Here is a 13,522-nt window from a genome sequence, read left to right on the forward strand (position 1 = left end):
CTGTACGGCCCACGGACATGGCCCCCGGAGCCGTACAGCGTCGCGGCGTTCAGTGGATGTGCTGCTGCCAATCCGCGGGCACCCGGTCCCGCGGTCCCGGCACCGACTGATCCAGCGGATGATGATGGGGTGCGGCCAATTCCGGTCCGTCACCGTACATTTCGCCGGTCTCGAAGTTGAAGAACCAGGACTCCCCCGGCTCGTAACTCTGGATGAACGGGTGGCCGGTGTCCTTGGCGTGATGGGTGGCGTGCTGCGACGGCGAGGTGTCGCAGCAGCCGACGTGCCCGCACTCGGCGCACCGCCGCAGGTGCACCCACCAGCCCTGCGCCGCTTCGCATTCCAGGCAGCCGGGGCCGCTCGGGGCCACGGCCGGATCGATTCCGGGGATCTGCTCCGCCATCACTCGCCTCCCGTATCAGTTGGTCGCACTTGCGTTTTCGGTGCTGTCCAGCGGCAGCCGGACGATGAACCGGGTGTTGCCCGGCTCGGATTCCACGCGGATGTCACCGTGATGCTTGTTCACCACGATGCGGAAAGAGATGTCCAGGCCCAGGCCCGTGCCCTCGCCCACCGGTTTGGTGGTGAAGAAGGGTTCGAAGATGCGGGTGCGGATCTCCTCGGGCACGCCCGCGCCGGTATCGCAGATTTCCACTGCGACGCAGTCGTTTTCCTGGTAGGTGCGGACGGTCAGCGTGCCGCGGCCGTGCATGGCGGCGATGGCGTTGTCGATCAGGTTGGTCCACACCTGGTTCAGCTCGGCCGCGTAGCAGGGCACGGTCGGCAGCGTGCGGTCGTACTCCTTGACGATCTGGATGTCGTCACCGATCTTGCGGCCCAGCATGACCAGCGTGCTGTCGAGCAGTTCGTGGATGTCCACCACCTGGAAGGGTGCGCGATCCATCTGCGAGTACTGCTTGGCGGCGTTCACCAGCGACGAGATCCGCGTGGTGGAGTCGGTGATCTCGTTCATGAGCAGCTCGGTCTCGACCGTGTAGTTGAGCCAGCGGATCGCGCCCTCGAAAACGTCTCCGCCGCAACCGGAGAGCGTGCCGTGCACCTTCTCCAGCCAGTCGATGTCCAGGCCCGCCTGCACGAAGGTCGGGGCGATATCCCAGCCGTTGCGGATATCGTGGGTCTCCAGCCAGTCGCCGAGTTCGTCCTCGCGGTCGGCGGCTTCCAGCGAGGTGAGCGCCGGAGCCTTGGCGACCTGATCGGCCGCCTCCTCCTGGAACTGCACCATGACCTCGAGGGTCTTGGAGTCGAATTTGCCGTGCGCCATCATCTTCAGCTTGTGCCGCATGCCCGCGACCCGTTCGCGCAGCGACGAGGTGGCACGGGAAGCAGCCGCCGCCGGGTTGTTGAGCTCGTGTGTCAGGCCCGCCGACAGCGAACCCAGCGCGAGCAGCCGTTCCCGCTGGTTCACCCGCTCGTTGATATTGCGGTTGCCGAAGAACGCACCCTCCAGCAGATGCAGCGCCATCGGGAACCAGGCCGCCATCATCTCCGCGAAGCAGGCGGCGTCCAGGACGAAGAACCGGGACGGCTTGGTCACGTAGAACGAGCTCGAATAGGTCTGTTCGACCTTGTCGCCCAGATACGCCGTCCACGCGCCGGAATACACGCCGTGCTGGCTGGTGCGGACGAGTTCGATCTCCTCACCCGCCGACAGTTTGGTCAACCGGCATTCGCCCTCCATGAGGACGTAGAAGCAGGTGGCCGGCTCGCCCTCGCGGAAGACGAGGCCGGGTTCGAAGTGCTCGACCCGGCCGTCGCGGCACAGCCACGCGAGCTGTTCGTCGTCGAGCTTCTCGAAGAGGAACAGGGTGCGCAGTTCCTCCGGATTACAGATGAGCTGTCCGCCCATTGACGTACTCCCTACTACTGCTTGGCCAGGTAGCGGTGGACGAGCATCACTGCCATGGCGCCTTCGCCGACGGCCGAGGCCACTCGTTTCGCGGATTCCGCACGGACGTCACCGGCCACGAAGACGCCGGGCACGCTGGTCTCGAGATGCTGCGGGGGCCGGGGCAGTTCCCAGCCCGCCGGGCGCTCACCGTCGACCATGAGGTCGGGGCCGGCGAGCACGTATCCGGCGTCGTCGCGAATGACCAGGCCGTCGAGCCAGTCGGTTTCCGGGGCGGCGCCGATGAACAGGAACAAACGCTCGGCGTCGACCTTTTCTTCCTGGCCGGTGTCGTTGTTGCGCAGCACGATGCGTTCCAGGTGATCGTCGCCGTCGGCGGAGACCACCTCGGTGCGGGTGTGCACCTTGATGTTCGGGATCTGCTCGATCTGCTGGATCAGGTAGTGCGACATGGAATCCACCAGCGAGCCCGCGCGCACCAGAATGTGCACGGTCTTGGCCTGCCGGGACAGGAACACCGCGGCCTGGCCCGCCGAGTTCGCGCCGCCGACGATGTAGACGTCGCGGTCGGCGCAGTCGGAGGCCTCGGTCATGGCCGAGCCGTAGTAGACGCCGCGACCGGTGAAATCGTCGATGCCGGGCGCGGGGTGGTGGCGGTAGTTGACGCCGGTCGCGATGAGCACCGAGTGCGCGGCGATGCTGCCGCCGTCCGCGAACTTCACGACGCGGGCGGAACCGCAGGCTTCCAGGGCCACGACCTCACGCGCGGTGATCAGCTCGGCCCCGAATTTCACGGCCTGGCGGCGGGCCCGGTCGGCCAGCTGCGCGCCGGAGAGCCCATCCGGGAAGCCCAGGTAGTTCTCGATGCGCGAGCTCTGTCCGGCCTGGCCGCCGGTGGCGGTGCGTTCCACCAGCACCGTGCGCAAACCCTCCGACGCGCCGTAAACCGCCGCGCCCAAACCGGCGGGACCGCCGCCGACCACGATCAGGTCGTAGAAGTCGCCGGTCGGTGCGGTGGAGAGGCCGACGCCCTCGGCCAGTTCCGAATCGCTCGGTCCGATGAGCACCTCACCGGACGGGTTGATGATGACCGGGCACTGGTCCTCGGTCGCGCCGGCGGCAGTGAGCAGGCGCGCGCCCTCGGGCTCGTCGAACTGGTACCAGCGGTAGGGCAGCTGATTGCGGGCCAGGAATTCGCGCACCTCGGAGCAGCGGGCCGACCAGCGGTGACCGACCACCTTGGTTTCGTGCACGGGCCGGTGCTCGTCGCTCTTCCACGCGTCGAGCAGGGCGTCGACGACCGGGTACAGCTTCTCCTCCGGCGGATCCCACGGCTTGAGCAGGTAGTGGTCGAGGTCGACGACATTGATGGCCTCGATGGCGGCATCGGTGTCGGCGTAGGCGGTGAGCAGTACCCGCCGGGCGTACGGGTGCAGGTCCATGGCCTGCTCGAGGAATTCGACGCCGTTCATACCGGGCATCCGGTAGTCGGCGATGAGAACAGCGACGGGCTGACCCCGCAGTTTCATCTCGCGGAGCGTCTCCAACGCATCCGCACCGGACTCCGCCCGCAGAATCCGGTAGTCCGCCCCGTAGCGGCGGCGCAGGTCGCGAACCACGGCGCGTGACACACCGGGATCGTCGTCGACGCTGAGGATGGCCGGCTTGGCGGCAACAGGTGAAGTCACCTAACGAGTATGAGCCCGCTGGGCAAATGCTCGGCGCCGCGCTGCGTCTCCACCGCGCTTGTTCGCCACGGGCTCAAATCCGGTGATGTTCAACCAGATCCAGCTCACTCGGGGTGAGGAGCCGTTCGAGGCGTTCCTCGTCGGCGCCTTTCGCCTTCCGTCCGGCCCGAATGGTCCGGGCGGGCGGCGGCGCACCGTTGCCGGTCTCATCGGAGGGGAGGAGCGGCATCGCCGAGGTTTTGCGATGCAGGAGCGAGCGCAGTTTCACGGCCGATCACCTCACGTTTCGCTCGGAAGCTGGTGGCAGTGTCTGTTGCTACGTCTATCAGCCATTGTGCTCCGGCCATTACATTCGGCGGCGTGACACCACCGGAATGTGATCTAGATGATTTTCAGTGGCGGGTGCGACCTAGGATTGCCTGGTACCGATAGTCACATCACCGGAGGCGACGTTGCCGAAGAATCTGGAAGCCACCATCGATATCGCCGCGGCGCCCGAGCAGGTCTGGAACGTCGTCTCCGATCTCAAGCGCATGCCGGAGTTCAGCCCGCAGTGCATCCGGATGCAGCCGCTCGGCTCGGTGCGCACCGGCACCTGGACCATCAACCTCAACAAGGACGGCGCGAAGGTGTGGCCGACCACCTCGCGCGTCGTGCGGTTCGAGCCGAACAGGGCCATCGCGTTCCGCATGACCGAGAACCGCACCATCTGGAGCTTCACCCTCGAACCGACGGCCAACGGCACCAAGGTCACTCAGCGTCGTGACGTGGTCGGCAATGTGCCGTGGGTGATCCGCAAGATGATCGACACCACCCTCGGCGGCGAGGTGAACTTCGAGGACGGGCTCGTGCAGGGCATGAACGAAACCCTCGGGAAGATCAAGACCGCGGTAGAGCGCTGATCTCGCGTGTTCACGGGCGGGCGCGCCGACCGGTAAGTAGGTTCGCTGTCATGCGACGACTTACAGGTATCTGTGCCGCGGCCGCCGGTGTCGCGCTGCTGCTCACCGGCTGCGGTAGTTCCGATTCCGATTCCGACCGGACCGTTTCGGTGGTCGGCACCGGAAAAGTGCAGGGCACACCCGATGTGCTCAATGCCGACCTCGGGGCCGAGGTGACGGCGGCCGATGTGTCCACCGCCGTCGACGGTGCGAACGCCAAGGCCAAGGCCATCACCGAGGCCATGGTCACGGCGGGCGCGAAGAAGGAGGACATTCGCACCACCGATGTATCCGTGTATCCGAGCTACGGGCCGGACGGGAACAACATCACCGGGTACAAGGCCTCGAACTCGGTGCATGTGGTGGTGCGGGATCTGCCCAAGGCGTCGAGCATTCTCGACGCGGCCGTCAAGGCGGGCGGCAACGACACCCGGATCAGTTCCGTGTCGTTCTCCCTGGAGGACAACACGAAACTGCTCTCCGACGCTCGCGCGCGGGCCTTCGAGGACGCCAAGAACCGGGCTCAGCAGTACGCCGACCTGGCGGGGCTGAAGCTGGGCAGCGTCAAGACCATCAGTGAATCCTCGGACGGCGGCAGCTCACCGCTGCTGCGGGAATCCGCGCCCGCAGCAGCCGATTTCGCCCTCGAACCCGGACAGCAGACGGTGACCTTCACCGTCAACGCCGTCTGGAATCTGAACTAGCTCTTGAAGTTCGGCAGCGTGACCACCTGGGCCGCGTAGGACAGGCCCGCGCCGAAGGCGATGAGCAGGGCGGTGCCGCCGGGTTTGGCATCGCCCTTGCGCATCATGGCCTCCATGGCCAGCGGAATCGAGGCGGCCGAGGTATTGCCCGTCTCCTCGATGTCATTGGCGAGCGCGCAGTGCTCCGGGAGCTTCAGCACCCGGGCCATGATCTCGATGATGCGGCCGTTGGCCTGGTGCGGAACCATGGCGTCGAGATCGTCAGGGGTGAGCCCGGCGACCTCGATGGCGTCGCGGCAGACTTTCTCCAGGGAGTGTGCGGCCCAGCGGAATACGGCCGTGCCCTCCATGGCCAGGTAGGGGCGGACCGCGTCGAGGCCCTTCTCCTCGATCTCCTCGAAGAACTGCACCCAGTCCTTGTCCTGGCGGATGGCGTGGTGCTGGGTGCCGTCCGAACCCCAGACCGTGGGACCGATGCCGGGTTCCTCGGAGGGTCCGACCACCACCGCGCCCGCGCCGTCGGCGAACAGGAACGCGGTGCCGCGGTCCTTGGGATTGAAGGTGTCGGTGAGCTTTTCGACGCCGATGACCAGGACGTGCCGGGCGGTGCCGCCCTTCACCAGGTCGGAGGCGAGCGCGAGGGCGTGGCAGAAGCCGGCGCAGCCCGCGGAGATGTCGAAGGCGGCGACGCCGTTCAGGCCGAGTTCGGTGGCGATCTGCGGGGCGCCAGCGGGTGTGAGCAGCAGCCAGGTGGAGGTGGCGACGATGACGCAGTCGATCTGTTCGGCGTCGATCTCGGCCGCTTCGATGGCGTCGCGGGCGGCCGCGGCGCTCATGCTGATGATCGTCTCGTCCTTGCCCGCGAAGCGACGGGTGCGGATGCCGGAACGCGTCCGGATCCATTCGTCGCTGGAGTCGATGGGCCCGGCGACCTCATCATTGGTGACTATTCGGGTCGGGCGGTACACGCCGAGCCCGAGGATTGCTGTGTGCTCTGCCCCGTTTACCGAGGCAATTCGAGCAGCCATGGTGCTTCTCCTATGTACTGCGCGCCGAACGTGGCCTTCATCGGGTCCTCACCCCCCTGCGGCCCGATGACGCCGCAGACATGAGGAACCCTCATATTAGGGCGTAAAGTGTCTCACGCGTGTGTGTTCGCTCACAATCTGGGCGTATTGCCCGTTTGGTCACCTTCACTACGCCTATCGGTGCCGCGCGGTTCACATGCGCGCAAGCCAACCGAGACCGCGAGTGCGACACCGAGTTCCCGTAAGGTGTGACGCGGTCCCCGACCACACCTGCCCGCGCATGAAAGAGGAGCTTGTGGCCCGCCGTCCCACCCCGCCCGGCACCCCCGAACAAACCGGTCTCGGCCATGTCGCCGACCTGGTTCGCTCCGCCATCCCGCCGCTGCATCCGGCCGGCCTGCCGTTCGTCGCGGCGCCGCTCGCCGTCGCCGCGCTGGGCTATCGGCGGAAGTGGCTGCGCCGCACGGGATTGTTCGCGGCCGCGGCCTGCGCCACCTTCTTCCGCCACCCGCACCGGGTGCCGCCGAACCGGCCCGGCGTGGTCGTCGCGCCCGCCGACGGCGAGGTCGCACTCGTCGACACCGCCGTGCCGCCCGCCGAACTCGGCCTGGGCGATCAGCCGCTGCCGCGCGTGAGCATCTTCCTGTCCGTGCTCGACGTGCACGTCCAGCGCGTGCCGGTGAGCGGCCTGGTCACCGAGGTGATCTACAAGAAGGGCCAGTTCCTGTCCGCGGATCTGCCCGAGGCCAGCGACGCCAACGAGCGCAACACCATGGTCATCGAGACCGAGGACGGCCGGAAGTTCGCGGTCGTGCAGATCGCGGGCCTGCTGGCGCGGCGCATCATCTGCGAGGCCAAGGTGGGCGACAAGCTCACCATCGGCGACACCTACGGTCTCATCCGGTTCGGCTCCCGCGTGGACACCTACTTCCCGGCCGGGACGAAGCTCCTGGTCAACCCGGGGCAGCGGACCATCGGCGCGGAAACGGTGCTGGCCGAACTGGATTCATGATGGAGCAACTCGCGCCCGCTCCCGTCGCAGGCCGCAAACGCAACCGGACCATCCGGCTGCTGCCCAGCATGGTGACGATCCTCGGGCTGTGCTCGGGGCTCTCGGCGGTCAAGTTCGCCATGGAGAACCAGCTCGGCATGGCGCTGGCGCTGGTCGGCGCGGCGGCCGTCTTCGACATGCTCGACGGCCGCATCGCCCGCATGCTGGACGCCACCACCAAGATGGGCGCGGAACTGGATTCGCTGTCCGACGCCATCGCCTTCGGCGTGACGCCGGCGCTGGTGCTGTATGTGACCTTCCTGCACCAGGACAGCGTGGGCTGGATCATCGCCCTCATGTTCGCGGTGTGCATGGTGCTGCGGCTGGCCCGCTTCAACACCCTGATGGACGACGACTCCCGGCCCGATTGGCAGCGTGAGTATTTCGTCGGCGTCCCCGCTCCGGCGGGCGCGCTCATCGTGCTGCTGCCCATCGCGCTGTCGGAGCAGTTCCACGACGGCTGGTGGGTCAGCTTCCCGATGGTCGCGGTGTGGACGGTCCTCACCGGCCTGCTCTGTGTGAGCACCCTGCCGACCCTGGCCATCAAGTCGGTGTCGGTGGCCCCGCGCACCGCCCCGATCCTGCTGGTCCTGGTGGCGCTGGCCGCCGCGCTGCTGGTCACCTACCCGCTCATCCTGATGATGGCCCTGGTCGGCATCTACCTGGTCCACATCCCCTTCGCGGTGCACTCGGCCCGCTGGGTGGCGGCTCGCCCGGAGACCTGGAACCACAAGCCCGCCGAACGCCGCGCCCAGCGCCGCGAACAGCGTCGTCAGCGTCCCATCGGCCGCATGCCCCGGGTCTCCACGGCCCGCCTGCGGCTGCGCCGCCCCGGCGGTCGGTAACACCACCTCGAATTACCCGGCTGGAGCCGCGCGGTCATCGAAACCGCGCGGCTCCAGCTGTATTCAGCGGGCCTCACCCCGTCATTCCGGCGCGCTTTTGGCCGGAATCCACAGCGGCCAGTGTGGATCCCGGCCAAGAGCATGCCGGGATGACGAGAGAGGACACCCGCTGATGACGACGGCCGGGTGCGCGAGTGAGAAGGTTGGCCGTTCTCGCGCTTAGTCGGGTCGGCGTGGGGGTCGCTGCGGGCACAATGGGAACGTGCCGGAACTCGCGTTGACCGCTCGACTGAACACTTCGGCCGCCGATGCCCGGCGGGGCGTGGTGCGGTTGCATCCGGAGACGCTGACCGCGCTGGGGTTGCGCAAGCAGGACGGGGTCACGCTGCGGGGGAATCGGGCGACCACCGTGGTGGTGGCCGTCGAATCCCGCAAGATCCAGCCGGGCGAGGTGCTGCTCGACGAGTTGACGCTGACCAATGCGGGGGTGCGGCCGGATGCGACGGTGCTGGTCTCGCCCGCTGTGGTGAGTGACGCGCGGCGGATTTCGGTGATCGGGTCGGCGATGGCCATGCGGTCGGTGCCGGTGCCGACACTGCGGCGGGCACTGTTGCGCAAGATCGTCACCGTGAGCGACCGGGTATCGCTGTCGCCGCAGGATGTAGAGCCCGCGGCGAGCAGTTCGGCTGTGGCGCAGGAGCTCTCGCGCAGCTTCGGATTCGGGTGGACCGCCGAGCAACTCCAGGTGACCATGACCGATCCGCCCGGCCCGGTGAGCGTGAAGCCGAACACGATGGTCGAGTGGGGCGTGGGTGTGCCTTCCGGCGAGTCCCCGGTGCCGGAAGGGAACGGGCTCGGGGGCCTCGCACGGCTCGGCGGCACACCGGTGGGCGGAGTCGCCGGTGCGCCCGAAGGGGCCGTCGTATCCGGTGGGGTTCCGGCTCCGCTGCCGGATCGCTCGCCCGCACCTGCCACCACGGTGGCGGTGGCCGATCTGGCGGGTGTGCAGACGCAGGCCGCCAAGCTCACCGAATGGCTGAATCTCGTTCTGGACGAACCGGATCTGCTGAAAACGTTGGGCGCGCCCTCCCATCTCGGGGTGATGATCACCGGCCCCTCGGGGGTTGGCAAGACGACGCTGGCGCGGGCCGTGGCCGGGTCACGGCACCTGGTCGAACTGGACGGCCCGTCGGTCGGCGCGACCGAGAGCGGTACCCGGCTGCGCATGGTGGCGGAGGCGGTCGCCGATATCTGTTCGGGGGCGCGCGGCGTCCTGCTGATCACCGATGTCGATGCGCTGCTGCCCGCCGACGCGGAGCCGGTCGCGACGCTCATCCTCGATCAATTGCGGGCGGCGGTGGCGCATCCGGCGGTGGCCATGTTGGTGACCACCTCGAATCCGGCCGGGGTCGACACCCGGCTGCGTGGCCCGGATCTGTGTGATCGCGAGGTGTCGCTGCCGCTGCCGACGGCGGCGGTGCGGACCGCGCTGTTGGAGACGCTGCTGCGACAGGCACCGACCGAGGGTTTGAGACTGGACGAGATCGCTTCGCGCACGCCGGGTTTCGTGGTGTCGGATCTGGCGGCGCTGGTGCGGGAGGCGGCATTGCGGGCCGCGCTGCGCGCCAAGCAGGCCAAGGACGATCCGGAGCTCACCGAGGAGCAGCGCCGCAGTCGCACGGTGCTCACCCAGGACGATCTGGTGGGTGCGCTGGAGGTGATCCGGCCGCTGTCGCGTTCGGGGTCCGAGGAATTGGCCATCGGCAGTGTGAGTCTCGACGATGTCGGCGACATGGTGGAGACCAAGCAGGCGCTCACCGAGGCGGTGCTGTGGCCGCTGCAGCATCCGGATTCCTTCCAGCGGCTCGGGATCGACCCGCCGCGCGGGGTGCTGCTGTACGGGCCGCCCGGCTGCGGAAAAACGTATCTGGTGCGGGCGCTGGCCGGCACCGGGCACCTGAGCGTGCACGCGGTGAAGGGCGCGGAGCTCATGGACAAGTGGGTGGGCTCGTCCGAGCGGGCGGTGCGCGAACTGTTCCAGCGCGCCCGCGATTCGGCCCCGTCGCTGATCTTCCTGGACGAGATCGACGCGCTCGCCCCGCGCCGCGGGCAGTCGCACGACTCCGGCGTGACCGACCGCGTGGTGGCGACCCTGCTGACCGAGATGGACGGCGTGGAGCCGCTGCGCGACGTGGTCGTCGTGGGCGCGACGAACCGCCCCGACCTGATCGACCCGGCGCTGACCCGCCCGGGTCGCCTGGAGCGCCTGGTCTTCGTCCCGCCGCCGGATGCGGCGGCGCGGGCCGAGATCCTGCGCACCGCAGCCAAATCCGTGCAGCTGGCCAAGAACGTGCGGCTGCGCCAGCTGGCCGCCGAGCTGGAGGGCTATTCGGCTGCGGACTGCTCGGCGCTGCTCCGCGAGGCCGCCTTGGCCGCGCTGCGCAATGACATCGACGCCGAGCTGGTGACGGCCGCCGACGTTGCCGCCGCCCGCAAGGTGGTGCGTCCGTCGCTGGACCCGGTCCAGGTGGAGTCGTTGCGCCGCTACGCCGCCCAGCGCGCCGGGTCGGGTCAGAACGGGACGGCCTCCGGCTACGTCTGACGGATATCCGGCCGGGAGCCGGCGGACAGGATAAGCCCGAAAGTCGCGGGGGTCGCGCGCCGACACTTCTGGTTCGCTTCCGGCGACATCCTCGCAAACAAAATAAGTCAGGCGAGTCGGACCGATCGGACCCACTATCGCCGGTAGTTTCACCCAGGTGAGGTCGTATCAAGTAGCCCTCGAAACGATCACGGCACTGGTCGCGACAACCGTTGCGGGACTGTCGCTGGCCATGCCGATCGACTTCGGCTGGACATCCCAGACCTCCGCCCTGCAACTGGATCTGCTCGCCTACAGCCTGCCGCGCGCCGTCGCCGCGGGCGTGCTCGTCGCCATGATCGTGGCCGTCCTGCTCACCACGCTCGGCAGTGTCGTCGCCGCGTGGGGTACGGCGCTGGTCGCCATGCTGGTGCTGGTCGTGAACCACACGGTCGGGCATACGGCGGCGGTCGGCGATTCGCTGGCGACGATGAACTTCATCGATTCGCTGTCGGGCGGCGCGGCCATGGGCGCGCTGGGCGCGGCGGTGCTGCATCATCGGCTGCCCGCCTACGGCTGGACGCTGGGCGCGCTGACGAGCCTGCTGCTGGGTTCGGTGAATCCGCTGCCGACGGTGGGTGATCTGCTCGGCGGCTATTCCGATTCCTGGCGGGCCGCGGATATGCCGCCCATGTGGATGCTGTGGCTGGCGGTGATCCTGGTGGGCGTCGGCGTACTGCTGAACCGCAATCGCCGTCCGGCCGCGCGGCCCTCCATCGAACTGCCGCTGACACCGATTCTCGCGGGCGTGGTGGTCGTGCTGGTGACCCTGGTGAGCGCGGAATGGCTGGCGCGGCACGGGGACAGCTTCGCGGGTGTGGGCCTGGCGGTGGTGACGGCGGTGACGACCGCGCTCATCGCCGCCATGCTGCTGCCGCGCCGGGACGGTGAGCTGGTGCTGGTGGCGGTGGCCATCAGCGCGGTGGGTTCGGCGTCGATCGCGGCGGAGCTGCCGGCCTGGTCTATTCCGCTGATGGTCGCGGTGGCGGCGGCGGGTATGTGGTACGGCGAGCGGCGGCCCGCGCCGATGGCGTGTGTGCTGCTGCTGGTCGTGCTGGGTGTGCTCACCGCGCTCACCGCCGAATCCGATTGGGCCGCAGTGGTGGTGGGCGGCGGTGCGCTGCTGGCGTGGCTGGCCGGGTACGGCCTGATGGCGGCCCGGCCGCGTTATGTGCCGAGCCGGGTGCTGGGCACCATGCTGCTGTTCGTGCCGTCGGCGGTGCTGGGTCTGCGCGATTACGTGGCGCGCGGGCACTACGCGATGCAGGACGGGAACACGGCGATCGTGTGCACGGTGACGACGCACGACACCTCCGCGCCCGCGTGGACGGCGGTGTTCATCGCGCTGGGTTGTGCTGCCGGGCTGTACATTCTGCGGCGCAGCCGCCCGGCGAAGCCGGTCAAGCCGGTTGCGGATCCCGAGACGCCGGCTGGGGAGTGAACCAGGTGCGGTAGAAGGCGGTCACGTAGGCGATTAGCAGTCCGACGACGACAATGCCTGCGGGAACCGGGAATTCGGCCATTTCGACGGCCAGGTACCGGTAGGACAGCAGCAGCGCGGTCAGCAGCGCGAAGCCGGAGGCGACGAGCTGGATGCGGGTGCGGTCCCAGCCGCGTTCGGGTGCGCGCAGCGCGGATTCGACGGTCAGGCACAGCACCGCGCCCGCGACCAGGTCGACGCCGTAGTGGTAGCCGAATCCGAGTGTGGCGGTGAGGGTTGCGAGCAGCCAGAAGGTGCCCGCCCAGCGCAGCAGCCGGGGTGCGGGGTCGCCGTTGTTGTCGCGCCGGGAGTGGATGAATACGGTGAGCGCCCACGCGGTGTGCATGGACGGCATGCAGTTGCGCGGGGTCACATTGTCGAAAGGCAGTGCGGCGGGATGGGTGTCGAGCGGCGGGATGATCTGCGGCCAGTAGTCGCCGACCTGCAGCCCGTGCCCGTCGGGGCCGAACGCGAACATGGGGCCGACCACGGGGAAGATCACGTACACGACGGGCCCGAGCAGACCGAGCACCAGGAAGGTGCGGATCAGGTAGTGGCTCGGCCACTGTCCGCGGGTGACGACGCCGCGCAGCTGCCACACCGCGACGATCATGGCCATGACGGGCAGCTCGATGTAGACCCAGTGCAGGATGTTGTAGACGACCGGCCCGGCCCAGTCGACGGCCCGGCCGACCAGCCAGGACGGTTCGCCGAGGGCGTGGTCGGCGAGCAGGACGTATTCGTCGAGCACGGTGGGCCGCGCGATCACGGTGATGTGCAGCCACACGTCGCCGACCTTGGTGGCGAGGATGAGCAGTGCGCCCAATGCGGCGGCGTGCAGGGCGTTGCGCCGCTGGGTGCCCGTCCAGCGGAAGGCTGCCCAGAGGGCGATGCCGGTTATTGCGATGGTCGGCCCGCTGCCGAGGGTCGGCGTCCCGTCCCGCAGCAGTCGCACGCCCGCGAATACGGCGTCGATGCCGAGGGCCGCGCCGAGGGTGATGAACCGCCACCGCCAGGTGAGTCCGACGAGGGCGAGCGCGAGGCCCGCCCACGGCACGGTCACCGATTTGGGCGTGCCGGTGAAGTCGTGCCAGGTGCTTTCGAGGGGTCCTTCGAATCCGTTGCGGGAGGCGAAGATCTGCAGTGCGAGCAGCAGCACCGGCACTGCCGCGACGGCGGCCCCCACCCGTACCGCACGAGACGTCACCAGGTCCCTGACCCGGCTCGTCTCACCTTCTAGTTCGGGTCGCCGGTTGTCGAGGAGCACTCAGCCATAG

Annotated in this window: 12 protein-coding genes; 6 read left to right on the forward strand and 6 right to left on the reverse strand. The window is 68.5% G+C overall.

All coding sequences use genetic code 11. The features are described 5' to 3' along the window. Positions 1-49: 49 nt before the first annotated feature. The 4 genes from JK358_RS00075 to JK358_RS00090 all read right to left on the reverse strand — a co-directional run bounded on the left by JK358_RS00075 (position 50) and on the right by JK358_RS00090 (position 3,823). Entirely contained in the window at positions 50-403 is a 354-nt protein-coding gene (locus JK358_RS00075; protein WP_201941786.1) for a UBP-type zinc finger domain-containing protein, read from the reverse strand. Between the two features lie 15 nt (positions 404-418). Next, complete coding sequence (locus JK358_RS00080) at positions 419-1,867, reverse strand: ATP-binding protein (RefSeq protein WP_201941789.1); 1,449 nt, start codon at positions 1,865-1,867, stop codon at positions 419-421. A 14-nt stretch (positions 1,868-1,881) separates the two neighbouring features. Beyond that, positions 1,882-3,555 (reverse strand): NAD(P)/FAD-dependent oxidoreductase, encoded by a 1,674-nt coding sequence (locus tag JK358_RS00085; RefSeq protein WP_201941792.1) that lies wholly within the window; start codon positions 3,553-3,555, stop codon positions 1,882-1,884. Positions 3,556-3,628: 73 nt separating this feature from the next. Then, entirely contained in the window at positions 3,629-3,823 is a 195-nt protein-coding gene (locus tag JK358_RS00090; protein WP_201941795.1) for a hypothetical protein, read from the reverse strand. A gap of 184 nt (positions 3,824-4,007) precedes the next feature. Between JK358_RS00090 and JK358_RS00095 the strand changes: the two genes are divergently transcribed. Together JK358_RS00095 and JK358_RS00100 are read left to right on the forward strand one after the other, a co-directional pair. Beyond that, positions 4,008-4,457, forward strand: a complete 450-nt coding sequence (locus tag JK358_RS00095) for an SRPBCC family protein (protein ID WP_201941799.1) — start codon at positions 4,008-4,010, stop codon at positions 4,455-4,457. A 50-nt stretch (positions 4,458-4,507) separates the two neighbouring features. After that, complete coding sequence (locus tag JK358_RS00100; RefSeq protein WP_201941802.1) at positions 4,508-5,200, forward strand: SIMPL domain-containing protein; 693 nt, start codon at positions 4,508-4,510, stop codon at positions 5,198-5,200. Here the strand turns inward: JK358_RS00100 and JK358_RS00105 are convergent. Further along, complete coding sequence (locus JK358_RS00105; protein WP_201941805.1) at positions 5,197-6,228, reverse strand: beta-ketoacyl-ACP synthase III; 1,032 nt, start codon at positions 6,226-6,228, stop codon at positions 5,197-5,199. The two genes, JK358_RS00100 and JK358_RS00105, sit on opposite strands and share 4 nt — an antisense overlap. A gap of 295 nt (positions 6,229-6,523) precedes the next feature. On the opposite strand from JK358_RS00105, the gene JK358_RS00110 reads away from it, so the two are divergent. From JK358_RS00110 to JK358_RS00125, 4 genes are all read left to right on the forward strand, one after another. Continuing rightward, positions 6,524-7,240, forward strand: a complete 717-nt coding sequence (locus tag JK358_RS00110; RefSeq protein ID WP_201943677.1) for a phosphatidylserine decarboxylase — start codon at positions 6,524-6,526, stop codon at positions 7,238-7,240. Continuing rightward, positions 7,240-8,124: a CDP-diacylglycerol--serine O-phosphatidyltransferase gene (pssA, locus tag JK358_RS00115; RefSeq protein ID WP_372440601.1), complete on the forward strand. Its 885-nt coding sequence runs from the start codon at positions 7,240-7,242 to the stop codon at positions 8,122-8,124. Before JK358_RS00110 ends, pssA begins: the two co-directional genes overlap by 1 nt. Positions 8,125-8,386: 262 nt before the next feature. Then, positions 8,387-10,726 (forward strand): AAA family ATPase, encoded by a 2,340-nt coding sequence (locus JK358_RS00120; RefSeq protein ID WP_201941811.1) that lies wholly within the window; start codon positions 8,387-8,389, stop codon positions 10,724-10,726. Positions 10,727-10,883: 157 nt separating this feature from the next. Further along, the gene (locus JK358_RS00125; protein ID WP_201941814.1) at positions 10,884-12,206 is read left to right on the forward strand and encodes a hypothetical protein; all 1,323 of its coding nucleotides are present in this window, start codon (positions 10,884-10,886) and stop codon (positions 12,204-12,206) included. Here the strand turns inward: JK358_RS00125 and JK358_RS00130 are convergent. After that, positions 12,166-13,452, reverse strand: coding sequence for a phosphatase PAP2 family protein (locus JK358_RS00130; protein ID WP_201941816.1), 1,287 nt, complete (start codon positions 13,450-13,452; stop codon positions 12,166-12,168). The genes JK358_RS00125 and JK358_RS00130 overlap by 41 nt on opposite strands. Between the last annotated feature and the right edge of the window lie 70 nt (positions 13,453-13,522).

The sequence above is a fragment of the Nocardia acididurans genome, assembly GCF_016741815.1.
GTDB lineage: Bacteria > Actinomycetota > Actinomycetes > Mycobacteriales > Mycobacteriaceae > Nocardia > Nocardia acididurans.